The 22,345-nt window shown below is 60.6% G+C and carries 20 protein-coding genes and 1 other RNA gene; 13 read left to right on the forward strand and 8 right to left on the reverse strand.

Translation table 11 applies throughout. The annotated features are described in order from the left end of the window. Nucleotides 1–729 precede the first annotated feature (729 nt). The 5 genes from NKJ32_RS04155 to NKJ32_RS04175 all read right to left on the reverse strand — a co-directional run bounded on the left by NKJ32_RS04155 (nucleotide 730) and on the right by NKJ32_RS04175 (nucleotide 5,760). Complete coding sequence (locus NKJ32_RS04155) at nucleotides 730–2,670, reverse strand: virulence-associated E family protein (protein ID WP_352826867.1); 1,941 nt, start codon at nucleotides 2,668–2,670, stop codon at nucleotides 730–732. A gap of 153 nt (nucleotides 2,671–2,823) precedes the next feature. Next, complete coding sequence (locus NKJ32_RS04160; protein WP_352826868.1) at nucleotides 2,824–3,111, reverse strand: hypothetical protein; 288 nt, start codon at nucleotides 3,109–3,111, stop codon at nucleotides 2,824–2,826. Next, on the reverse strand, nucleotides 3,108–3,410 hold the full coding sequence (locus NKJ32_RS04165) for a hypothetical protein (RefSeq protein ID WP_352826869.1): 303 nt from the start codon (nucleotides 3,408–3,410) through the stop codon (nucleotides 3,108–3,110). The genes NKJ32_RS04160 and NKJ32_RS04165 overlap by 4 nt, the downstream gene beginning before the upstream one ends. 374 nt (nucleotides 3,411–3,784) lie before the next feature. After that, nucleotides 3,785–4,330, reverse strand: a complete 546-nt coding sequence (locus tag NKJ32_RS04170) for a hypothetical protein (protein ID WP_352826870.1) — start codon at nucleotides 4,328–4,330, stop codon at nucleotides 3,785–3,787. After that, nucleotides 4,327–5,760 (reverse strand): site-specific integrase, encoded by a 1,434-nt coding sequence (locus NKJ32_RS04175; protein ID WP_352826871.1) that lies wholly within the window; start codon nucleotides 5,758–5,760, stop codon nucleotides 4,327–4,329. Before NKJ32_RS04175 ends, NKJ32_RS04170 begins: the two co-directional genes overlap by 4 nt. Before the next feature lie 356 nt (nucleotides 5,761–6,116). Here NKJ32_RS04175 and NKJ32_RS04180 point away from each other — a divergent pair, with 356 nt between their 5' ends. The 8 genes from NKJ32_RS04180 (at nucleotide 6,117) to NKJ32_RS04215 (ending at nucleotide 15,751) form a co-directional block, all read left to right on the forward strand. After that, nucleotides 6,117–8,000, forward strand: a complete 1,884-nt coding sequence (locus NKJ32_RS04180; protein ID WP_352826873.1) for an extracellular solute-binding protein — start codon at nucleotides 6,117–6,119, stop codon at nucleotides 7,998–8,000. Next, nucleotides 8,000–9,868: an extracellular solute-binding protein gene (locus tag NKJ32_RS04185; protein WP_352826874.1), complete on the forward strand. Its 1,869-nt coding sequence runs from the start codon at nucleotides 8,000–8,002 to the stop codon at nucleotides 9,866–9,868. Before NKJ32_RS04180 ends, NKJ32_RS04185 begins: the two co-directional genes overlap by 1 nt. 30 nt (nucleotides 9,869–9,898) lie before the next feature. Further along, a complete protein-coding gene (locus tag NKJ32_RS04190) occupies nucleotides 9,899–10,993 on the forward strand; it encodes a microcin C ABC transporter permease YejB (RefSeq protein ID WP_352635800.1) in 1,095 nt (364 codons plus the stop codon). Beyond that, entirely contained in the window at nucleotides 10,993–12,132 is a 1,140-nt protein-coding gene (locus tag NKJ32_RS04195) for an ABC transporter permease (RefSeq protein WP_352826875.1), read from the forward strand. Before NKJ32_RS04190 ends, NKJ32_RS04195 begins: the two co-directional genes overlap by 1 nt. Before the next feature lie 224 nt (nucleotides 12,133–12,356). Beyond that, on the forward strand, nucleotides 12,357–12,590 hold the full coding sequence (locus tag NKJ32_RS04200) for a hypothetical protein (RefSeq protein ID WP_031211801.1): 234 nt from the start codon (nucleotides 12,357–12,359) through the stop codon (nucleotides 12,588–12,590). Then, on the forward strand, nucleotides 12,590–13,090 hold the full coding sequence (locus NKJ32_RS04205) for a type II toxin-antitoxin system VapC family toxin (RefSeq protein ID WP_352826876.1): 501 nt from the start codon (nucleotides 12,590–12,592) through the stop codon (nucleotides 13,088–13,090). The genes NKJ32_RS04200 and NKJ32_RS04205 overlap by 1 nt, the downstream gene beginning before the upstream one ends. Then, the gene (locus NKJ32_RS04210) at nucleotides 13,087–14,715 is read left to right on the forward strand and encodes an ABC transporter ATP-binding protein (RefSeq protein ID WP_352826877.1); all 1,629 of its coding nucleotides are present in this window, start codon (nucleotides 13,087–13,089) and stop codon (nucleotides 14,713–14,715) included. Before NKJ32_RS04205 ends, NKJ32_RS04210 begins: the two co-directional genes overlap by 4 nt. 94 nt (nucleotides 14,716–14,809) lie before the next feature. Continuing rightward, a complete protein-coding gene (locus tag NKJ32_RS04215) occupies nucleotides 14,810–15,751 on the forward strand; it encodes a 2-hydroxyacid dehydrogenase (RefSeq protein WP_352455091.1) in 942 nt (313 codons plus the stop codon). 25 nt (nucleotides 15,752–15,776) lie between these two features. Here NKJ32_RS04215 and NKJ32_RS04220 read toward each other — a convergent pair whose 3' ends face one another. Genes NKJ32_RS04220 through NKJ32_RS04230 form a run of 3 tightly spaced genes read right to left on the reverse strand, consistent with a single transcriptional unit; the run spans nucleotide 15,777 to nucleotide 17,504 of the window. Beyond that, a complete protein-coding gene (locus NKJ32_RS04220; protein ID WP_352826878.1) occupies nucleotides 15,777–16,079 on the reverse strand; it encodes a Dabb family protein in 303 nt (100 codons plus the stop codon). 25 nt (nucleotides 16,080–16,104) lie between these two features. Then, the gene (gene nudC, locus NKJ32_RS04225; RefSeq protein ID WP_352826880.1) at nucleotides 16,105–17,046 is read right to left on the reverse strand and encodes an NAD(+) diphosphatase; all 942 of its coding nucleotides are present in this window, start codon (nucleotides 17,044–17,046) and stop codon (nucleotides 16,105–16,107) included. Nucleotides 17,047–17,084: 38 nt separating this feature from the next. Beyond that, nucleotides 17,085–17,504: an HIT family protein gene (locus NKJ32_RS04230; RefSeq protein WP_023676868.1), complete on the reverse strand. Its 420-nt coding sequence runs from the start codon at nucleotides 17,502–17,504 to the stop codon at nucleotides 17,085–17,087. Nucleotides 17,505–17,863: 359 nt separating this feature from the next. On the opposite strand from NKJ32_RS04230, the gene ffs reads away from it, so the two are divergent. The 5 genes from ffs (at nucleotide 17,864) to recR (ending at nucleotide 22,195) form a co-directional block, all read left to right on the forward strand. Beyond that, nucleotides 17,864–17,960: signal recognition particle sRNA small type (gene ffs / locus NKJ32_RS04235), an RNA gene on the forward strand. A 104-nt stretch (nucleotides 17,961–18,064) separates the two neighbouring features. Then, the gene (locus tag NKJ32_RS04240) at nucleotides 18,065–19,885 is read left to right on the forward strand and encodes a DNA polymerase III subunit gamma/tau (protein ID WP_352826881.1); all 1,821 of its coding nucleotides are present in this window, start codon (nucleotides 18,065–18,067) and stop codon (nucleotides 19,883–19,885) included. Nucleotides 19,886–19,917: 32 nt separating this feature from the next. Further along, nucleotides 19,918–20,241: a YbaB/EbfC family nucleoid-associated protein gene (locus NKJ32_RS04245; protein ID WP_023676870.1), complete on the forward strand. Its 324-nt coding sequence runs from the start codon at nucleotides 19,918–19,920 to the stop codon at nucleotides 20,239–20,241. Between the two features lie 288 nt (nucleotides 20,242–20,529). Continuing rightward, nucleotides 20,530–21,468: a cell wall hydrolase gene (locus NKJ32_RS04250; RefSeq protein WP_352826882.1), complete on the forward strand. Its 939-nt coding sequence runs from the start codon at nucleotides 20,530–20,532 to the stop codon at nucleotides 21,466–21,468. A gap of 121 nt (nucleotides 21,469–21,589) precedes the next feature. After that, nucleotides 21,590–22,195, forward strand: coding sequence for a recombination mediator RecR (recR, locus tag NKJ32_RS04255; RefSeq protein ID WP_352448580.1), 606 nt, complete (start codon nucleotides 21,590–21,592; stop codon nucleotides 22,193–22,195). Nucleotides 22,196–22,345 lie beyond the last annotated feature (150 nt).

The following is a 22,345-nucleotide window of genomic DNA, read 5'->3' on the forward strand; positions in this document are numbered from 1 at the left end:
GCGCTGATCGAGGCCGCGCGTCGGACTAGCTGAAGCTGGGCCTCTGTGACTTCGCCTCCGTAGGCTTGGACGACGAGGAGGGAGACCAGATCGCGATAGCGACGGAAGGTGGCTGACCGGCCGTCGACGCCTGCTAGCAGCTTGCTACCGTTCGACACGGCGCTACTGGCTGCGGGCTTGGTAGGCGCTATCGACTTCCTTTTCGCGGCCAACTTTCCCAGCCTTTCGGTGTATGCAGCGGTGTCTAAGGCCTCCGACGGAGGGAATTCCGCCAACGCAACTCCTTGATTTGTAAGGGAAAGTTGATCCGAAAACTACCGGTTCCTAACCGGTTAGCCGCGCCGAAAGCGCCATCGGACGGCCGGCGCAGGAAAAATCTGGTGTTTTCGGTCGCGTTTGGGGATTGGTTTCCCCATAGTGGACAAGCAACCAGCGTCCCGCGCCGTCCCTCTCGCGTCCCGGTCATAGGAGGGACGTGAAGAACACCATATTATTCATGGCTTCCCTCCTTCGTCCCTCCCCGTCCCTCCCTTTTCAATAAAAGTTCACAGAACACCGGAGACAAGAGACCGGAACGAGGGGTAGAGCGCTCAGCGCGTGTGCAAAGTTCGTTTCACAGAGGGACGGAGGGACGGTAAACGCTAACCCATACTCTGCATGGTCTTTAGCCGTCCCGCACCTCAACAACCGTCCCTCGCAAAACACAAAGAGGAAGCATCCAAAATCGATCTACATGTCGTCTTCGACGTTGATCGAGAAGCTTTCTCTGTGCCCATCATAGTGTCGAACAACATTGATCTTCCTCGCGAGCTTGTACTCACCCTTGTAATATCCGCGAGCCGTCTTGGGTTCTCCGAAGCGTATCTTGTCATGCACATAGCCTAGCTCGTGCATGACTGCTCCCAACCGATCGTTGTGGCCTTGGTTCCGCCGCTCCACCGGAATTCGAAGTAGGTCCCAAATGTCAGAAGCCTTGATCTTCAGATCGCCTTCGAGATGTCCAATGGCATCGTCAATAACGTCACGGAACGGCTCATCAAGCATTCGCTCATTTTGCACCTTGGCGGCATCCACCCAAAGCTCCTCCGCGAGCCTGATGCTTTCTCCGTTCGCCTCGCGTGCGACGGCTTCGGCCCATAGTTGATCTCGATCCCGACGCAATGCCACCAGGTTGAACTTCTTCACCTTAACTGGCCAGAAGCGACGGTTGCCAGTCTTGTCTTTTAGGAACTTCTCGGTGTTGGTTGTTCCGCCTATGACAAACTGTCTTGGGACCTCCGTTGTTGACCTGTCATAGGAGAGCCGTGCCACATCGTATCGACGCGACATAAATGACTTCAAGTTCTCAACCTCTGTCCGATTGATGCCGGTCAGCTCAGCCGCTTCGATAATCAATTTTCCTAGCGTCTGTTCTATCACTTCGCGAGATTTCGCGGTCAACGGAAGATCGTCCATGAACCAAGCGTCTCCGGCCAAGACATTTAGGGCGGTGCTCTTATTCGTTCCTTGCGCGCTTTCAAGCACAACCATTTCATCGAACTTACAACCCGGCTGCTGAATGCGCCGCACTGCTGCAATCAGAAATATCCCGGACACTGCCCGATTGAACGCGGTATCTTCGGCTCCGCCATAATCGATCAACCATTTGTCAATCCGCTCGACACCGTCCCATTTGAGACTGCCGAAGTAGGCTCGCACCGGGTGGAAGGAATTCCGCCGCGCGTAGTCGGCAATGACGGGTGTGAAGAGCCTTTCCGAAGCCAGGAAGTGATAGCGGGTGTCTATCTCTAGCCAAAGCCTTCGCATCGCCGCGTCATCTAGCTCCGGACCATAGCCGGGTAGTCCCTCGATGATGATCTTGTGAGCGAAAGCGTTGTAGCTGAGCTTAATCTCCATCAGGTCGCATGCTCTGCGGATGTTCTCTTGATCGGCGAGCGTCTTGCCTTTCGCGTCCTTGCGGAGGAGGCTGTTCTTGTCACGCCATTGATCGAGGCCGGGAGCATCGTTAATTAGCTCGCGAAGCTCCTTCCGGATGTCATTTTTCGACTTACCGATATCGTGTTGCGTCTGGACCCAATCGGAAATGTCTCCCTTCGGTTGGAGGCCCGGAAGATCGACCAGCCGGATGCTTTCTGGCTTATGCGGGAGAATGCTCTGCGCGACCTTCTCTGCGTGTTGTCGTCCCTTCGCGTCATTATCAACGAAGATGGTGACACGCATTCCCTTGAAGTGTGGGGAGAATTCCGGTTCCCATTTCATCGAGCCGAACGGATTGGTTGTGGCGGTGAAGCCGAACGTTATCAACGTCTCAGCGTCCCGCTCGCCTTCAGCGATCGTCACCAGCGAGCCGGGATTGGCCGTAGTATAGGCCTGTAGCTCCGGGAACTTGTAGAGAATTGGCAGCTCATCGCCGCGACCCACCCAGAAGTCTTCTCCCTTGGCCTTATCGGCTTCGCGATGATTGAGGTCATCGATGCGATCGCCAGAAGCGCGCATATCTTCGCGGATGGTCCGAAATGCCGGCACCCACCGCTCCATGACTTGATCGTAATTCTTGCCACGTTGGACGGTGAATGAATAATCGCGATTGGCTTTGTAATACTGATGATCTGAAATGTGAGTGGTCTTTTCAGACCATTTCTCACGATCGGTGTCGATATTCTCTGACATATGCCGCTTTCACTTGTATTTCAAGGCGCAGCGTTCTTCGTCCAAGCTTTACTCTCCTCAGTAAAACCGATAGATTCAGAGCCGCATTGACCTGCATTATCGAGAGACATTCCATTTACTGCCGGGGTGGCATCCACCGTCCCGGCAGTTTTTCTATTCGGGCGGCTTTATTTGTGACGCTTTGTACTTCTCTTTGAAGAACTCGGCAGCGTCCATATATGCCCCGTACACGCACCACGAAAACATCGAGCCGCCAGTGCCGCACCACTCGCATGCTTGGCGGATTTGGCGATGAAGTTCGCCGATCTCCTCGTGACGGTTTGGTCCGGTGATCTCAATTTCGATGCGGCACAAAAACGCTTTCAATTTAAGCGGATGCGACAGCGTCGAGCGCAGTTCCTTGCCGCTTAGTCCGTAGATGGTTCCCAGGTCAGGCTTCATCGTTTAACCCTCGGTGGCGCATCGGCCGTGGCGCGCTTCCGGCTTCTGGCGACGGATAGCGCATAGCGATAGCTAGTCACGGCGGCAGGCACCTTGCCGGCCTTCATCTCAGCGCGGTAGGCGAGTGCAAGCTCGCGAGCTGTCACCATGTCGTCGTCCGAAAGGAGGTGGCGTTGTTGAGCGGCGACGAGATCGGCGCGCAAGATCGCGCCCCAACCGACAGCCAGCGCGGCGGCGATTTGGGAAACAATGTCACGAGTGATAGCGGTGCCAGGTTCGGCGTCGACGGTCTCGGACATTTAGGCCGCGCCTCCGGCCTTCGGTTCCCTGTTTTTGAGCCATTCGCGAATTTGGCGCGGTGACCAGAGCCGCTTTCGCTCCGATGGGCGATACGGCGCAGGAAAGTCGCCGGCCTTGATAACGGCGCGAAGCTGAGTGTCCTTCAGTTTTTGGCCGTATTGAGGAAGGTCACGGCGTGGGATGGAGGGAATGTCGTCTCCCGGACCCGGCGCGAGGAGGGGAGTGGTGTCACGAGGTTGGGAGGGAGTAGATGCCGCTACTGCTTCCATGCTGTTTCTCCTTCGATCAAAAGCGTTCGCAGTCGTGCGCTATCGCTTGATCCGAAGAAGAGACGCGAAAATCCTGACGCAGGCTTCAGGCTTAATTCGTGGGGTTAATTCCTGTGACGTTTCGAGGAGGAACCGCTGACAAATAGGGCAAGCGCTTCGTAAGTGCAGTGATTGCGATCGGAGGCGATCTGCAACGCTTCCTCTGCTGAACGTCCTTCCGACCGGAGGTCTTCATAATCAAATTCGCCACGCCGCAGGCGAAGGTCCGCATCCGTCGCGCGCTGGCTCGGCGCGTTCGGATGTCCACGGCGCGATCGTTCACCAATGGAGAAATTGATCAGCACCGCCACAATCGTAATCTCGTGTGCGGGCTCTAACCTTCCCCCTCGGAGGTGTTCAACAATGAGTGGTTTCTCGGCATTCCATCCGCGCAGCGCGGCACTCATGCGTTTCGTTGGGCGGCCTCTTCCGGGGAGGTGACCAAATTGACGCCCTTCAAGAAAATCTGCCAGAAGGCCAAGCTCAAGGTTGCTAAGATTGCCCCTTTCAAGACGACTTATGAGCCAACCAGAATTGCCATTCTCAGCTTGCCACAGAACGTGATCAAACGAGACTAGACCTGTCAGTGTCGAGAATGGACTTTTCTTCAACCAGCGGCCCTCCTCATCGGCACGACATTCGGCGCGGACGGCGGATTAACAATCAGCCGGAGCCGATCGGCCCATAGCTGGAGAGCTTCGCGCTTCTCCTTCTCAAACTCATATTGATTGTACACTCGCTCCAATCCCTTCACATCGTGCCCGATTACCATTTCCGCGACGAGAGACGGCACCTTCAACGCGGCTAGCTGGGTGCGGACTGTCCGGCGCAGATCATGGTTGACGAATGGCGTCAGGGACGCCGGTTCCGGGTCGCCACGTTCGGCGGCAATCTTCTTCATCTCCACCAGCATCAATTCATCCAGTTTCTTTTTCGTGGTGCCGAAAGCGCGGGCTGGAATGCGGCCCTTCTTCAGGGAGAAGAGGAAAGAACCGGGACCGCCATTATCGAAGCGTGGAACGGTCGCGACGATTTCCAACGCGAGGTCGCTCAGCGAAACGCGGTGGATGGCTTTGCTTTTGAAGCGCTCCGAAGGGACAACCAAGACATTCTCCCGAAGATCAAATTCCGGCCATGACGCTTGCGCGATCTCATTGAGCCGCTGGCCGGTCGCGAGCAGGAGCCGGTACATCGGGCCATAAGGATATCCGAGCTCCTGAGTCGCGAGCCAAAAAGCGCGGATTTCGTCAGGGGTAAGGACCCTCTGGCGCGGATGTTTCTTCAGTTTGAAATCCTTCTTCTGCAAATGCACGATCGGGTTGTATCTCAGCCCAAACTTCTTCCGCCGCTCCGGGTTCATCGCCCAAGCGTAAATCCGCTTCACGTGGTCGAAGACATTGATGGCTTGATAAGGCGCACCAAGCTTCTCTCGGCCGGAGCTATATGTGCGCTTACGGTCCCGGATCGCCGCGACGAGCGCAAACACGTCCTCATCCTCGACTTCGGGCATTAGCTTCGATATCCATGGATTGCGTTCCGGGTCGAGCAATTCGGTTCGAATTTCCCTTTCTGACGCGATCAACCGGCGCTGTTTCCGAAACTCAGCATCAGCTAGGTAGGCCTCGACCACGGCGGAGAACACTCCGGCTTGCGCGGCAATCGCTTCCGCCGCTGCCTGCGCTTCCGCACGCTCTTGGGCTTCCTGCTCCTCAGCCGCCTTCTCCGCTGGGTCGATACCGGCGCGGCGCAGAGCCTCCCATTCGCGGACCTTGTCGCGGGCTTGGGCGAGGGTCACGAAGCCAGCACGGTCGATCTCGGAAAACTCGCCGATGGCGCGGGAGGTCGCGGACGTGGCGCCCTTCTTCCAGCGCGCGTTCATGTAGAAGATTTTCGCCCGGCCCGACACTCGTATGTGGAGAGCCTTCGTCTCCCCGGCGTCAGACACTTCGTAGAAGCCACCGTCAGGACGCGGCTTGAAGCCCGCGATCGATTTGACGGTCAGGCCATCTTTGGCCTTCGGAACGCTAAACTGAATACTCATGACATTAGACCTCGCTAAAACTAGGGACCGAATCAGACACCGTTTTGCGTCGGCTGTTAGCGTCTGATAGCGAGCAATATAGTTGTGAACCGAGCACGAAGGGAAGAGGCGACAAGAGAAATTGCTTAATTAATTGAACCACTTAGCCGACGTCTAGCGATCCGAAACGATCCCAATCGATGGATAGCGATGGATACCGTCGGACATACTTTCGTCGGGTTCAGCCCGGCTTTTTCGTTAGGAAAAACGCATATGCGACGACAAAGCCGCTCGGTTGCGGTTTTCAGCGCCGTCAAATGATCTAGATTGGGCCCAGACGCTATGGTGACGGCGCTATATCGCGAAGAGGAGAACGCATGACGGTTGGCCGAGCGCGGACGCTTCTGAAATCGGTGCTGATGCTGGCTGCCTTTGCCGGCGGCCTGCAGGCGGCCTTTGCGGACGAATGGCGCACGACCTCCTCGCTGATCGGCGAATCCAAATACGGCGACAATTTCCAGCACTACGACTACGTCAATCCGGATGCACCGAAGGGCGGTACGCTGAACTCGGTGGTGCCGGGCACGTTCGACAGCTTCAATCCTTATATCGTCCAGGGTTCTGCCGCCGCTGGTCTCGTCCCGTTTGGCGGCGGTCTGCTCTACGACACGCTGATGGAGCAGGCGACCGACGAAGGCAGCACCAGCCATTCGCTGGTCGCCGAAGCCTATAAATATCCGGCCGACTATTCCTCGGCGACCTACCGGCTCGATCCGCGGGCGAAGTGGCATGACGGCCAGCCGATTACGGTCGACGACGTGATCTGGTCGTTCCAGGTGTTAAAGGCCAGCAGCCCGCAATACAGCCGCTATTTCGAGAACGTCACCGACGCGGTCGCAATCTCCGATCGTGAGGTCGAGTTCCATTTCAGCCAGAAGGGCAACCGGGAATTGCCCAAGATCATCGGCGATCTCGTCGTGCTGCCCAAGCACTGGTGGGAAGGCACCGATGTCAACGGCAAGAAGCGCGACGTCACCCGGCCGACGCTGGAGCCGCCGCTGGGGTCGGCTGCCTACAAGATCGCCAGCTTCAAGCCAGGTTCGGAAATTGTCTGGCAGCGCGTGCCCGACTATTGGGCCGCCAAGCTGCCAGTGAAGATCGGCCGAGAGAATTTCGACACGAAGCGGTATACCTATATTCTCGATGAGAATGCGGCTTGGCAGGCATTTACCAAGGGTGGGCTTGAGGACATCAACGCGGAAAACAGCTCGAGACGCTGGTCGACGGCATATAACTTTCCCGCGATCAAGCAAGGCGACGTTGTCAAGAGGGAGTTCAAGACCGAGTCGCCTGAGCCGATGCAGGGTTTCGCGCTTAATCTGCGACGCCCGCAGTTTCAGGATCGACGCATACGCGAGGCGTTGACCGACGTGCTCGATTTCGAAAGCATGAATCGTACGCTGTTCTTCGGTCTTAACACCCGTACGAGCAGCTATTTCCAGGGCACCGACCTGACGTCCAGCGGCCTGCCGAAAGGCAAGGAGCTGGAGATTCTCGAGCAATATCGCGACAAGCTGCCGCCTGAAATCTTCACCGAGGAATTCAAGCTGCCGATCTACGAGACGCCGCAGGCGGAGCGTAAATACCTGAAGTCCGCGGTCGATCTGTTCGCCAAGGCTGGTTGGGTCATCAAGGGCGGCAAAATGGTCAATGCCCAGACGGGCCAGCAATTCAAGCTGGAGATCCTGGGACGGGATCCGACCGACGAAGTCATCGCAAATCCCTACGTCGATAATTTGCGCAAGATCGGTATCGATGCCGCACTTCGCATTGTTGACCCCAGCCAATATGTGAACCGCACCCGCAGCTTCGACTTCGACGTGGTGACGGGGATCTTCCCACAGTCGGATTCGCCCGGCAACGAGCAACGCGACTTCTGGAGTTCAAAAGCCGCCGACGCACCCGGCTCACGCAATCTGATGGGCATCAAGGATCCGATCATCGACGCGCTGGTCGACCGCGTTATCTACGCCACCGACCGCGACGATCTGGTTGCTGCCACCCATGCGCTCGACCGGGTTCTGTTGTGGAACTATTATGTCGTGCCGCAATGGCACAGGCCGGTGGTCTGGCTGGCCTACTGGAACAAGTTCGGCATGCCCGAAAAGCAGCCTGCCTATTTAGGCGTGGACACGGATTCCTGGTGGATCGATCCGGACAAGGAAAAGGCGCTGGCGGCCAAATACAAGAGTGGCAATTGATGGCGGCGCTGCCTCGTCGCGACTTCCTCGCCCTGGGCGGTGCTGCCGCCGCTGCGGCACTGCTGCCAGGCCGAGCTTTCGCGGCCATTCCGACCGGCGTGAAACTGCACGGGTTGTCGGCCTTCGGCGATCTCAAATATCCTCCGGATTTCACGCATTTCGACTATGTCAATCCAGACGCTCCCAAGGGCGGCCGGATGAATTTCGGCCCGCCGAACTCCACCCTCAATCAGAGCTTTCTGACTTTCAACACGTTGAACTCGCTGGTGTTGAAGGGGGATTCGCCGCCGCGCACCGAGCTCTGTTTCGATTCGCTGATGGCAAGGGCGCTCGATGAGCCGGATGCGGTCTACGGCGTGCTTGCCGAATCCGTTACCTTGTCGCAGGACCGCAACGGCTTCCGCTTCAGCCTGCGGCCACAAGCGCGCTTCCATGACGGCTCGCCGCTGACGGCTGAGGACGTTGCCTTCGCCTTGAACCTCTACAAAGACCGGGGACACCCGAACCTTTCCCAAGCGCTGCGGCATATGACGGATGCGGTCGCAATCGATCCGCTTACTGTCAGCCTTACCTTCAACGGCAAACAGTCGGCGCAGAATATCCTCGCGATCGCCGTAATGCCGATCGTGTCCAAAGCCTTCTATACGGCCAATGATTTCGACGCCTCGACGATGACCCCGCCGCTCAGCTCCGGGCCGTACAAGATGGGACGGGTCGTGGCCGGGCAGACTATCGAATATGAACGTGTCGCCGATTATTGGGGGCGCGATCTCGCCGTGAACCGCGGGCTTAATAATTTCGACCGTATCCGTATCGATTTCTATCTTGATCGCCAGGCAGCGTTTGAAGCGTTCAAGAAAGGCGATACGCATTTTCGCGAGGAGTTCACCGCGCGCGTATGGGCGACCGGCTACGACTTTCCAGCGCTGAAGGATGGCAGGGTCGTCAAACGCGAATTTCCCGGCGAGAAATCGCCCGACATGCAGGCTGTCGCGCTGAACCAGCGCCGGCCGCAATTCCGCGATGTGCGCGTGAGACAGGCGATCGCCTATTGCTTCGATTTCGAATGGACCAAGCGGGTACTGTTTTTCGGCTCCTACGAGCGCTCGCAATCGAACTTCGAACGATCGGACTACAAGGCCGAGGGCCCGCCCTCGCCCCAGGAATTGAAACTGCTGGAGCCGTTTCGACCCGAGTTGCCGCCGGAAACCTTCGGCGAACCGGTGGTGCAACCCGTCTCGGACGGTTCCGGTCACGACCGTAAGGTGCTGCGCGAAGCTTCGAGACTGCTTGCCGAAGCCGGCTGGAAGCGAGCGGGCAATTTCGTCGTCAATGAGAAGGGCGAGCGACTGCGGGTGGAAATGCTGGCCGAGGACGAGGGTCTCGTTCGCATTTTCGCGCCGTGGTCCGAGAATATGAAGGCGATTGGCATCGACGCTTCGATCCGGCAGGTCGATTCGACGCAATTTGAAGCGCGGCAAAGCAACTACGATTTCGATTTCAACATGCTACATTGGTTGATCGGGGCGACGCCTACTGCCGACGGCCTGGAAATCCTCTACAATTCCCGGATGGCGAAAACGCCGGGGATGCGCAACTATCCGGGTACGGAAAGCAAAGCCATCGACGCGCTGATCGAAGCAGCCGGCAAGGCGCAGAGCCGGATCGAACTCGTCACAGCGCTCAACGCGCTCGATCGGGTCTTGCGCGCGCGGCTAGACTGGATTCCAACATATCATCTGGCGAATCACCGGGCTGCCTTCTGGGATATGTTCGGCTTTCCCGCTCAAAAGCCGGATTACGACTTTCCGGTCGAGACGCTGTGGTGGTTCGACAAAGACAAGGCGGCAAAAATTGGCAAAGCCTGAGATTTTCGCACAAGCGAGGCAGAGAGCCTGATGGGCGCCTATATACTGCGCCGTATCCTGCTGATGATCCCGACCCTGTTCGGCATCATGGCGGTGTCATTTGCCGTCATCCAGTTCGCGCCGGGCGGGCCGGTCGAGCAGGTCATCGCCAGGCTGACCAACCAGGGCGGCAGCGATCGCCTCGGCGGCGGCGGCGGTGATGCCGGCGGCGCCAATTTCGATGTCGCCGGCGACGTCGGCTCGAAATACCGCGGCGCGCAAGGGCTCGATCCGGAATTCATCAAGAAGCTGGAGAAGCAGTTCGGCTTCGACAAGCCGCCGCTCGAGCGCTTCGGCATGATGCTGTGGAACTATCTCCGCTTCGATTTCGGCGACAGCTATTTCCGCGACATCTCGGTGCTCGACCTGATCCTGGAAAAGATGCCGGTGTCGATCTCGATCGGGCTGTGGATCACGCTTTTATCCTACCTGATCTCGATCCCGCTCGGCATCCGCAAGGCGGTCAAGGACGGCTCCACTTTCGACGTCTGGACCAGCGGCGTCGTCATCGTCGGCTACGCCATTCCGGGCTTCCTGTTCGGCATCTTGCTGATGGTGCTGTTTGCCGGCGGCTCGTTCTGGGACTGGTTTCCGCTGCGCGGCATCACCTCCGACAATTGGGACCAGCTGTCCTGGCCGCAGCGCATCGTCGACTATTTCTGGCATATGACCTTGCCGCTGACCGCGCTGGTGCTGTCGGCCTTCGCCACGACGACGCTGCTCACCAAGAATTCCTTCCTCGAGGAAATCCGCAAGCAATATGTGGTCACCGCCCGCGCCAAGGGCCTGTCGGAGCGGCAGGTGCTTTATGGCCACGTCTTCCGCAACGCCATGCTGATCGTCATCGCCGGTTTCCCCGGCGCCTTCATCTCGGCCTTCTTCACCGGCTCGCTGCTGATCGAGAACATATTTTCGCTCGACGGCCTCGGCCTGCTCGGCTTCAACTCGGTGGTGCAGCGCGACTATCCGGTAGTCTTCGCCAATCTCTTCATCTTCTCGCTGCTTGGCCTGTTCGTCGGGCTTTTGTCCGACCTGATCTACACCTGGGTCGATCCGCGCATCGATTTCGAGCGGAGAGACGTCTGATGGCGCGGACCATGGCCGAAACGGCGCCGGCTCGGATCGCGCGGCCCTTTCTGTCGCCGCTCAACCAGCGGCGCCTGCAGAACTTCAAGTCCAACCGGCGCGGCTACTGGTCGTTGTGGATATTCCTGTTCCTGTTCGTGCTGTCGCTGGTTTCGGAATTGGTCGCCAACGACAGGCCGATCATCGCCTCCTACAAGGGCGAGATCCTGTTTCCGGTCCTGGTCGCTTATCCCGAGGAGAAGTTCGGCGGCTTCTATGCCGTCACCGACTACCGCGACCCGGTCATCCAGGACGAGATCAACGCCAATGGCTGGATGATCTGGCCGCCGGTGCGCTACTCCTACCAGACCGTCAACAACGCCATTCCCGAAGCAGCACCGACCAAGCCGTCCTGGCTCTACGACAAGAAGACGCGCTGCAATCAGTATCCGAAAGGCGAGGCGGACCCCAATTGCATCGTCGGCAACTGGAACTGGCTGGGCACCGACGACCAGGCCCGCGACGTGCTGGCGCGCGTCATCTACGGCTTCAGGGTCTCGGTGCTGTTTGGTCTGATCCTGACCGCCGGCTCGGCGCTGATCGGCGTGGCGGCCGGCGCTCTCCAGGGCTATTTCGGCGGCTGGACCGACCTTCTGTTCCAGCGCTTCATCGAGATCTGGTCGGCCATCCCGGTGCTGTATCTGCTCTTGATCGTCGCCGCCATCCTGCCGCCCGGCTTCTTCATCCTGCTCGGGCTGATGCTGCTGTTCTCCTGGGTGGCACTGGTCGGCGTGGTGCGGGCCGAGTTCCTGCGCGCCCGCAACTTCGAATATGTCAATGCGGCGCGCGCGCTCGGCGTGTCCAACGTCACTATCATGTTCCGGCATCTGCTGCCCAATGCCATGGTGGCGACGCTGACCTTCCTGCCCTTCCTGCTCAGCGGCTCGATCTCGACGCTGACCTCGCTCGACTATCTCGGCTTCGGTCTGCCGCCCGGCGCCGCCTCGCTGGGTGAGTTGCTGAAGCAGGCACAGCGCAATCTCAACGCGCCATGGCTCGGCATTTCCGGCTTCGTCGTCATCTCGCTGATGCTGTCGCTGCTGGTCTTCGTCGGCGAGGCCACGCGCGACGCCTTCGATCCGCGCAAGACGTTCAGATGAGGGCGATGCAGGCTGGCATTCGGCATGTTATATTCTGGAAATGGCAATCCGGACAAAAGCGGACGTACCCTCAAGTGACCGGCGGCTTTGATCGGTGAAACACCAGTGGCAGCCATCGCTCGATCGCTGGAGAGCAAATTGGCCGATATGAGCGAACCCGGAGCCATGACCGTGTGTTGGCGTCCGTGCAGTCCGTCAATCCGCACGTTGGGGAAGGAAGGGTTATGAATAGGATCATCCTTGAACACTACCCGGCATCGAAGCTCCCTGATGAACTGCGAAAAGGCATAGCTCCGAGCGCCTCGGTCAAAGTGACAGTGGAGGAGGAGGCCAACAGGCCCCTTGGCCGCGAACAATTGCTTGAACTCATGCGGGATGCTCAGGCCAACGCGCCGGGAACAAGCCTCGACGAGGCTGTCGCGCGTGTTCGTGCCCTCCGCGATGAGTGGGAGGATTGATGGCTGCAGTCCGGCTTTATGTCGACACCAACATTTTCATCTATGCCTTTGAAAACAATGATGCGCTTGCAAAAAAACTGCTTCAGCTCATTTCACTGAACGAGGGCAGAAAGCAGCCTTTCCTGGCGACCAGTGAGATCGTGCTCGCGGAGTTGATGGTCGATCCCTTGAGAAAGAACAATGAGCGACTGATCGAGCTCTACGACAATATTTCAATCGGCAATGCCTTCATCTCAATTGGGACGATAACTCGCGACGTTCTCTGGCACGCAGCACAGTTGCGTTCGGAATTCCTTTCCTTGAGATTACCAGACGCGATCCATCTTTCCACAGCGACGCACTTCGGCTGCACGCAATTTCTGACCGCGGATACGAGATTGAAAGAGACCTATTCTATCGCACCAAATCGTCTCGTCCCACCTCAAATGGCAGCCAAAATTTCGATCATACGACCGGAAATTTCCGCCTTGGACAGGGTTGTCGCGGAAGTTGAGCTATGACCGCCCCTCTCCTTTCGATCCAGGACCTCAGCGTCGCCTTCACGCAAGGCGGCAGCCAGTCGATCGCCGTCGACCGTATTTCATTTGACCTCGCCAAGGGCGAGACGGTGGCGCTGGTCGGCGAATCCGGCTCCGGCAAGTCGGTCACCGCGCTGTCGGTGCTGAAGCTGCTGCCCTATCCGACCGCCAGCCACCCGTCGGGAAAGATCCTGTTCCTCGGCGCCGACCTGCTTGCCGCGGACGAGAGAGACTTGCGCCGCGTGCGCGGCAACAAGATCACCATGATCTTCCAGGAGCCGATGACCTCGCTCAACCCGCTGCACACGATCGAGCAGCAGATCGTCGAGGTGCTGAAGCTGCACCAGGGCCTGGGCGATCGCAACGCCAAGGCGCGCACGCTGGAACTTCTGCACGAGGTCGGCATCCGCGAACCGGAAAAACGGCTCGACGCCTATCCGCACCAGCTATCCGGCGGCCAGCGCCAGCGCGTCATGATCGCCATGGCGCTCGCCAACGAGCCTGAACTTTTGATCGCCGACGAGCCGACGACGGCGCTCGACGTCACCGTCCAGGCGCAGATCCTCGAGCTGCTCGCCGGCCTGAAAAGCCGCAAGAACATGTCGATGCTGTTCATCACCCACGATCTCGGCATCGTCAGGAAGATCGCCGACCGGGTCTGCGTGATGACCAAGGGCAAGATCGTCGAGACAGGGCCGACCAAGGAGATATTCGCCAATCCGCAGCACGCCTACACGCGGCATCTGCTTGCCGCCGAGCCGAAAGGCAAGCCGCCGGCGGCCAACCAGGCCGCCAGGCCGGTGATGGTCGGCAAGGACGTCAAGGTCTGGTTCCCGATCAAGAAGGGCTTCTTCCGGCGCACCGTCGACAATGTGAAGGCGGTCGACGGCATCGACGTCACCGTGCGGGCCGGTCAGACGCTCGGCGTCGTCGGCGAATCCGGCTCCGGCAAGACGACGCTCGGCCTGGCGCTGGCCAGGATGATCTCGTCGACCGGGAACATCCAGTTCAACGGACGCGGCATCGATCAGCTGTCCTTCAACGAAATGCGGCCGCTGCGGCGCGAGTTGCAGATCGTCTTCCAGGATCCGTTCGGTTCGCTCAGTCCGCGCATGTCGGTCGCCGAGATCATCGAGGAAGGGTTGAAGATCCATGAGCCGAAGCTGTCTCCTGATGCGCGCGACGAGCGTGTCGTCGACGTGCTCGGGGAAGTCGGCCTCGATCCGGCGACGCGCAACCGCTATCCGCACGAATTCTCCGGCGGCCAGCGCCAGCGCGTCGCCATCGCGCGCGCCATGGTGCTCAACCCGCGTTTCGTCATGCTGGATGAGCCGACCTCGGCGCTCGACATGAGCGTGCAGGCACAGGTCGTCGACCTCTTGCGCAGCCTGCAGGCCAAGCACAACCTCGCCTACCTCTTCATCAGCCACGATCTGAGGGTCATCCGCGCGCTCGCCAACGAAGTCATCGTCATGCGCAACGGCAGGATCGTCGAGGCCGGTCCTTCCGAACATATTTTCGGCAGCCCGCGGACCGACTATACAAAGGCGTTGATCTCGGCCGCCTTCAAGATCGAAACGGCGCCGGTCGGCATCGTCAGCGAGTAGATTTTCGCCAGAGATCATGCACAAAATCAAAACGCTGCCGCGCCTTGCGCGTCGGAACGCGAACGCTGTTGGTAAAAGGGAAAAACAATCCACAATGGAAAAAGGCCGCATCCTGCTTGCCCTCACCGGTATTCATCCGCTGCGCTGGCGCGAACTGCTGTCGGCGGAGCGCGAGGTGGTGCTCGAGCCGAATGGCGCCGGCGATCCCTCGATTACCTATGCTGTGGTGTGGAAACAGCGGCCGAACCTGTTGTCGTCGCTGCCCAATCTGCGCGCCATCTTCTCGATCGGCGCCGGCGTCGACCACATCTTCGCCGATCCCACCTTGCCCGACGTACCGGTCGTCAAGGTGGTGGCCGACAACCTGACCCAGTACATGACCGAATACGTCGTCTGGCGGGTGCTCGACCACCATCGCCAAGGCATGCTCTACCGCGCCCAGCAGCAGAAGAAGATCTGGCATGAACCGCAGCAGCGGCCGGCCAGCGACATCTCGGTCGGCATTATGGGGCTCGGCACGCTTGGCCGCGCGGCGGCATCGGTGCTGTTGTCGCTCGGCTTTCCCGTCAATGGCTGGTCGCGCAGCGATCGGCCGATGCAAGGTGTCTCGACTTACGCGGGCGAGGCCGGCCTGATCCCGTTCCTAAACGCCACCGACATCCTGGTGGTGCTGCTGCCGCTGACGCCACAGACGCACGGTATCATCAACCACGGCGTGCTGAAGGAGCTGCGGAAGCGCAACGGCCTCGGCGGCTCAGTGCTGATCAATGCCGGGCGCGGCAGGCTGCAGAAGGACGCCGACATTCTGCGCGCGCTGGACGACGGCACGCTGAAGGAAGCCAGCCTCGACGTGTTCGAGGTCGAGCCGTTGCCGAAGACCAGCCCGCTATGGAGCCACCCCAAAGTGTTCGTGACGCCGCACGCGGCGGCAACCTCCGATCCGGTCCACCTGGCGCCGATCATGCTGCGTCAGATGGATGCTTTCGAGCGCGGCGAAGCGCTGGAAAATGTGGTGGATCGCGACGCCGGGTATTAATTTGTTGGAGCGCCGCTTTCCAGTCTCAGCCCCAGCCGAGCGGCACGTAGTCGATCTCCATAAACGCCTCGACTTCCGGGATCCAGCGGTCGCGGACGAAGGCGACGTGGTCGGGATGGTCGTTATAGCCGGAATAGGCCCGCTGATCGGCGAACTCCATCGAGAAGCCGAAGCGGTAGTCGTTCTTGGGACTGACCTGCCGCAACTGCTCGAAATGCGTGACGCCCTTTATCGCCGTGAGGATCGTCTTAGCGTCGGCGAGGAACCGTTTTTCCTCGAGCGAATGCGGCTGGTGTTTCAGCGTGAACACGACGGTGTGACGGATCATTTTTTGCTCCTGCGATGTCTTCGTGTCACACGCTGTCGGCCCAGGCGCGGATGAGGTTATAGGCGATCGCGCCTTTCGGCGGCGTCACCAGGCCGCTCGGATGTTCCCTGGCCAGCATCGACAGCACCTCCTCGCGAAAGAACCAGCGGCAATCTTCCAGCTCGTTGAGGTCGGGCTGGATATCGTCGTTGAGCGGTTCGCCGAAGCAGCCGATCATCAGCGAGTAGGGAAACGGCCAGGGCTGGCTGGCGTGGTAGACGACGCGGCCGAGCCTGATGCCGGCTTCCTCCAGCGTTTCGCGCCGCACCGCCGCCTCGATCGTCTCGCCCGGCTCGATGAAACCGGCGAGCGCCGAATACATGCCGGGCCCGAAATGCCGGCCGCGGCCGAGCAGGCATTTTTCGCGTGTTGCCGTCAGCATGATCGCCACCGGGTCGGTGCGCGGAAAGTGCTCCGTACCGCAGGCCGGGCAATGCCGCTTGTAACCGCCCGCCCGCATCTCGGCTTCGGTGCCGCATTTGCTGCAGAAGCGATGGCTGGCATGCCAGGCGAGCAGCGCTGCCCCTTGCGCCAGCGCGCCGGCCGCCGCTTCGTCGATCAGCCCCTGCATATAGACCGAGCGATAGTCGATCGCCTTGATCGTCTCGGGAAGCTGCTCGGGCTCGACCCCGGCCGGCACCGCCAGCACCGGGCCGCTTTCGGAAAAACCGAGCAGGACGCCGTTTTCGAGCGATGCTTCGAGCGGCCGGCATTCGGCCACGCCGAACCAGGGGTCGAATGCGCCTTGCGCAAGCTTCAGATAGAGCCGACCGCCACGCATCAGCAAAAGCCGCGCCGAGGGATCGGCGAGTGCCTTTTCGACGGAATCGTCGGCGCGGTTTTCGGACTGCCGGTCGATAATGTTGCCGGCGAAGCCGACGAACTGGCTCGGCTCGCGCAAGGGCGCGTCAAACAGGCGAAAGCTCATGCAGACTCGGGAAGGTTCAAGGTGGACACGGGAGAGGCTTATAGCGCTGCCTTGATCTTTTCCGCAAACTTGCGAAGGTCGGAGCGCTGATAGGGCTCGCGCAGGCCGTGCCCCCACACCGGGCCGGGCCAGCCGGGATCGCCTTCCGAGCGCGCAATGACGTGTACATGCAATTGGCGCACGATGTTGCCGAGTGCGCCGGTGTTGATCTTGGTGCAGCCGGTCACCCGCTTCAGCGCCAGCGCCACCATGTTGGTCTCGAAGGTCAGCATCGCCTGGTCCAGCGGCGTCATGTCGTGGATTTCCTCGATGCCCGGCCGCTGCGGCACCAGCAGCAGCCATGGCCAGCGGCGGTCGTTCATGACGCGCAATTCGCACAGGCCGAGCCACATCAGCTGTTCGCTGTCGGCTTCCAGCTGGGCGTCAAGCGTGAATCCGGCCTTGAGGCCCGGCAGCATTGGCGTTTCCCACACTTTTTGACGTTTTTTGAACTCCATCGACGCTAGAGCGGCTTCCGAAGGGCCGCAAGGGGCAGCAAGCAACATTGGCCGTCGCGGCGCTGATTGTGCGCGAAGAAGTGAGGGCCCGGGCAAATTGCATCAGGTTGGCGCTGCCCCGCCGAGGTCGACGATTTTGATCGCGGCCACATTTTGTTCTTGCTTTGTGCCGGCAGCTATGCTATTAACCTCGCTATGGTGATTATTCGCACCAACGACCCGCCCGCCGAGGCGGGTTTTTGGTTTCCGCTTTCGCCGTCGCTCAAGGCCCCTATCATCCGCACTTGCATTTCATCGCCGGATTGCCGATATGGAGGCTGGGAGGTTGGTGGTGGACGGTCCACTCGCCAACCGGGTCAGGTCCGGAAGGAAGCAGCCCTAACGAGCCCGGAACGGGTCATTGTTCCAGCCTCCCGCCTCTTCGCCTTTTGCCCCGACATTGACGGCGCCAAGCCGTGCGGGCGAAACTATGCGCAGGAATCGGCCGCCTCCAGTGGCAGCCCTTGGAGCTTAACGGGCGAATGAGCGAAGCCGGAAACGAGGCCGGGAAATTGGACAAGCCTGCCGCCTACCGCGTGCTGGCGCGCAAATACCGACCGTCGAATTTCTCCGAACTGATCGGCCAGGAGCCGATGGTCCGCACGTTGACCAATGCTTTTGCCACCGGCCGCATCGCCCAGGCCTGGATGCTGACCGGCGTGCGTGGCGTCGGCAAGACGACGACCGCGCGCATACTCGCGCGGGCCCTGAACTACAAAACATCGACCGTCGACCAGCCGTCCGTCGACCTTGCCGTGCTCGGCGAGCATTGCCAGGCGATCATGGAAGGCCGGCATGTCGACGTCATCGAGATGGACGCCGCCTCGCATACCGGCATCGACGACATCAGGGACATCATCGAGCGTGTGCGCTACGCCCCGGTGTCGGCGCGCTACAAGGTCTACATCATCGACGAAGTGCACATGCTTTCCAACCAGGCCTTCAACGGCCTGCTGAAGACGCTGGAAGAGCCGCCGCCGCACGTCAAGTTCATCTTCGCCACCACCGAAATCCGCAAGGTGCCGATCACCGTCCTGTCGCGCTGCCAGCGTTTCGACCTCAGCCGCATCGATGCGGCAATGATCAAGGCCGACCTTGCCAGGATAGCCCGTCTGGAGGGCATCGAAGTCGAAGACGATGCGCTGGCGATGATCGCGCGCGCGGCCGAAGGCTCGATGCGCGATGCGCAGTCCATCCTCGACCAGGCGATCGCCCATGGCGGCGGCGCGGTCAGCGCCGAAGCGGTGCGTGCTATGCTCGGCCTTGCCGACCGTGCCCGCATCGTCGACCTGTTCGAACATGTCATGAAGGGCGACGTCGCCGCCGCACTTGCCGAATTCCGTGCCCAGTACGATACCGGCGCCGATCCTGCCGCGGTGCTGACCGACCTTGCCGAGTTCAACCATCTGGTCACCCGTCTGCGTTTCGTGCCGGCTGCCATCGACGACGCCTCGCTGTCCGAGGACGAGCGTCGGCGCGGCGCCGATTTCGCCAGCACGCTGTCGGTCAAGGTGCTGTCGCGGACGTGGCAGATGCTCTTGAAAGGTATTCCCGAGGTGCAGACCTCCAACCGCCCGGTCAGCGCCGCCGAGATGGTGCTGATCCGGCTGGCCCATGCCGCAGACCTGCCGACGCTGGACGAGGCGCTGAAATCGCTGGAGAACGGCGGTACCCTGCCGGGCGCCGCGCCGCGCGCGAATGGCACGCCGGCAAGCCCCGGCCCCGCAAACCATGCGCCTGCAAGCGGTGGTGCCGGCGCCGTGGCGCAGGCGCGGATGCCGACGGCCAATGGCGGCGCCCAGACAATGCGCCTGGTCGAGGCCGAGCCGGTGCCGACCAACTTCGTTGCTCCGCCGGAGCCGGCGGTCGAGGCGCCGCCGGTGCCGGTGAAATCGCTGGCCGACATTGTCGCCCTTGCCGACGCCCAGCGCGACATGGCCTTCAAGGTGCTGGTGAAGCGTTGCGTGCGCCTGGTGCGCATCGAGCCCGGTCGTATCGACGTCAGCCTGACCGACGATGCGCCGAAGATGTTGCTCAATGATTTGACCGCCAAGCTGCGCGCCTGGACCGGCCGCAACTGGCTGGTGTCGCTGTCGAAGGACGAGGGCGGCCAGACCTTGGCCGAGATGGAATCGACAAAGCGCGAAAACGCCTTCCTCGATGCCAAGAGCGACCCGACGGTCGCCGCCATCCTGGCGCGCTTTCCCGGCGCCAAGATCATCGACGTGCGCATTCCCGACGCGCCGGAAGCCGACGAGGCCGAAGTGCCGGTCGAGCCGCCGGCCGACGACGACGAAACCTGAAACAACCAGCACCAACTGCAAAGGACCGTGCGATGAAAGACCTTCTCGGCATGATGGGCAAGGCAAAGGAAATGCAGGCCAAGTTCCAGGCCATGCAGGATGAGATCGCCACGCTGGAAGCCACCGGGCAGGCCGGCGGCGGCCTGGTCAGCGTCACGCTGACCGGCAAATTCGAGATGAAGTCGCTGAAGATCGACCCGTCGCTGTTCAAGGAAGACGAGGTCGAGATTCTCGAGGACCTGCTTCTCGCTGCCCACAACGACGCCAGGACCAAGGTCGAGCAGATCATGCAGGAGAAGACCAGGGCGCTGACCGCGGGCCTACCGATCCCGCCGGGAATGAAACTGCCGTTCTAAGGCTAGTGCATGTCGCGCAAAAGTGTGCAGCGGTTTTGCGATAACGACATGCATCAAAACAAGAACCTAAAGCGCGTCGCATGAGGCCGGTCGAACGCGACGCGCTAGTCAATCGTATGCCGTTACAGTGGCCGAAGAGTGCAGCGGCCCAGTGCTCGCTCTACCGCCAGCTGTGTCTATTAGGCAACTCCCCACACTTAATAACGCTTTAGCCATCTTTTTGCCTGAAAGTGTCTCATTCTTGCCGCAACCAAGGGCGGGCTGGCAGCAGAATTGAGGGGACACCTGTTGATCTCTACCCGATGGAAGACGCCGTTGCGGCTCGGCGTCGTTATCTCGCCGCTGTTTTTGGCCGCTTGCAGTCAGACCGCCTCGCACGGCATGTCCAGCCTGACCGATGCTATTACGCCGAGTTTCCTGAGCTCGCGCTCCTACAATTCCACGCCGAAGGAAAAGGAGTGCCTGGAGCGGGCAATGTTCTTCGAGTCCAACCGGTCGAGCCGTGACGGCATGATTGCGGTCGGCACGGTGGTGATGAACCGGCTGCGGTCCGGCAATCACGGCAACACCATCTGCCAGGTCGTCGGCGAGCGCGGGCAGTTCGCGCCGGGCGTCATGACACGGCCGATGAATTCGAAGGCGATGCCCGACGTCGAGGAAGCCGCCGAGGCGGTGCTCAAGGGCGAGCGCAAAGCCAAGCTGAAGAATACCATGTTCTTCCACACCGCCGGCCTGCGCTTCCCCTACAAGAACATGCACTACACCATGGTCGCCGGCGGCAATGCCTTCTATGAAAAGCGCGGCCGCAACTGGCAGCCGTTGCCGGACGAACCGGTGGTCGCCATGGCCCAGGCCAAGCCGCAAGCGCCTGCCGCTCAGGCCATACTTGTCGCCTCGGCGGAGCCGGCACGCAGCGCCAAGCCGACATTCGCCAAAGCGACCTATGTGACCGCCGCGGCATCGCAGCCGGCAAAGCAGACAAGGGTGACTGCCGGGATGGCAACCGCGGCGAGGGCGACACCGGAGAAGCCGATGCTTGTGGCGCTGCAAGAGCCAATGCAGGAGCCGGATGCGGCCCGCTTCGGTGGAACCGCGAGCGCGCCGCCTGTCGCCTCCTTCGAGGCAGCGCCGGCAGAGCCGACAATGTCGTTCGAGGCGACGCCCGAGAACACTGACGCCATCGGCGCGATGATCGCCGGCCAGACCCGGCCACTGGAAGAAAACTGAGGACGGCAGCACTGGCCGCGACGTCGGCCTTCCCTTCTCCCACAACAAGGGAGAAGGGAAGAGCGGAGCCCCTGGCCGCTCAACTGTTCCAAAGCGTGCGGAAAAATCCTAAACCGGTGCGATGTCTAAGCGAATCGCCGGTCCCGAGATCGAACGCCTGATCCAGCTGCTGGCCAAGGTGCCGGGGCTCGGTCCGCGTTCGGCACGCCGCGCCGCGCTCCACCTCATCAAGAAGAAGGAACAGCTGCTGGCGCCGCTCGCCGCCGCCATGGGCGAGGCGGTCGACAAGGTGCGCATCTGCTCGACCTGCGGCAATGTCGATACCTCGGATCCATGCATGATCTGCACCGACCCCCGCCGCGACCCCACTACGCTCATCGTCGTCGAGGACGTGGCCGACCTTTGGGCGCTGGAGCGGGCGACAGCCATGAACGTGCGCTACCATGTGCTCGGCGGTACGCTGTCGCCGCTCGACGGCATTGGTCCTGATGAGCTAAACATCCGTTCGCTGGTCGATCGCGTCGCCGGCGGCGAAGTCAAGGAAGTGATCCTCGCCGTCAACGCCACGGTCGAGGGCCAGACCACCGCGCACTACCTCACCGACCAGCTTTCCGGCTTCGACATCAAGGTGACGCGCCTGGCGCACGGTGTTCCGGTCGGCGGCGAACTCGATTATCTCGACGAAGGCACGCTGGCCGCCGCACTGCGCTCGCGGACGGTGTTTTGAGGCGAGTTGCGGGGAGAGTGCTTCCGAGATGATTGCGTTCCGTCGCGCCCCCCTCTGTCCTGCCGGACATCTCCCCCACGAGGGGGGAGATTGGATGTCGCGCTGGCTTTCGCCAATCTTCAACGGTGCAAGGCTGGAGCAGAAATCGAA

Origin of the sequence: Mesorhizobium sp. M0159, from assembly GCF_040322295.1 — a bacterium.
Classification (GTDB): Bacteria; Pseudomonadota; Alphaproteobacteria; order Rhizobiales; family Rhizobiaceae; genus Mesorhizobium.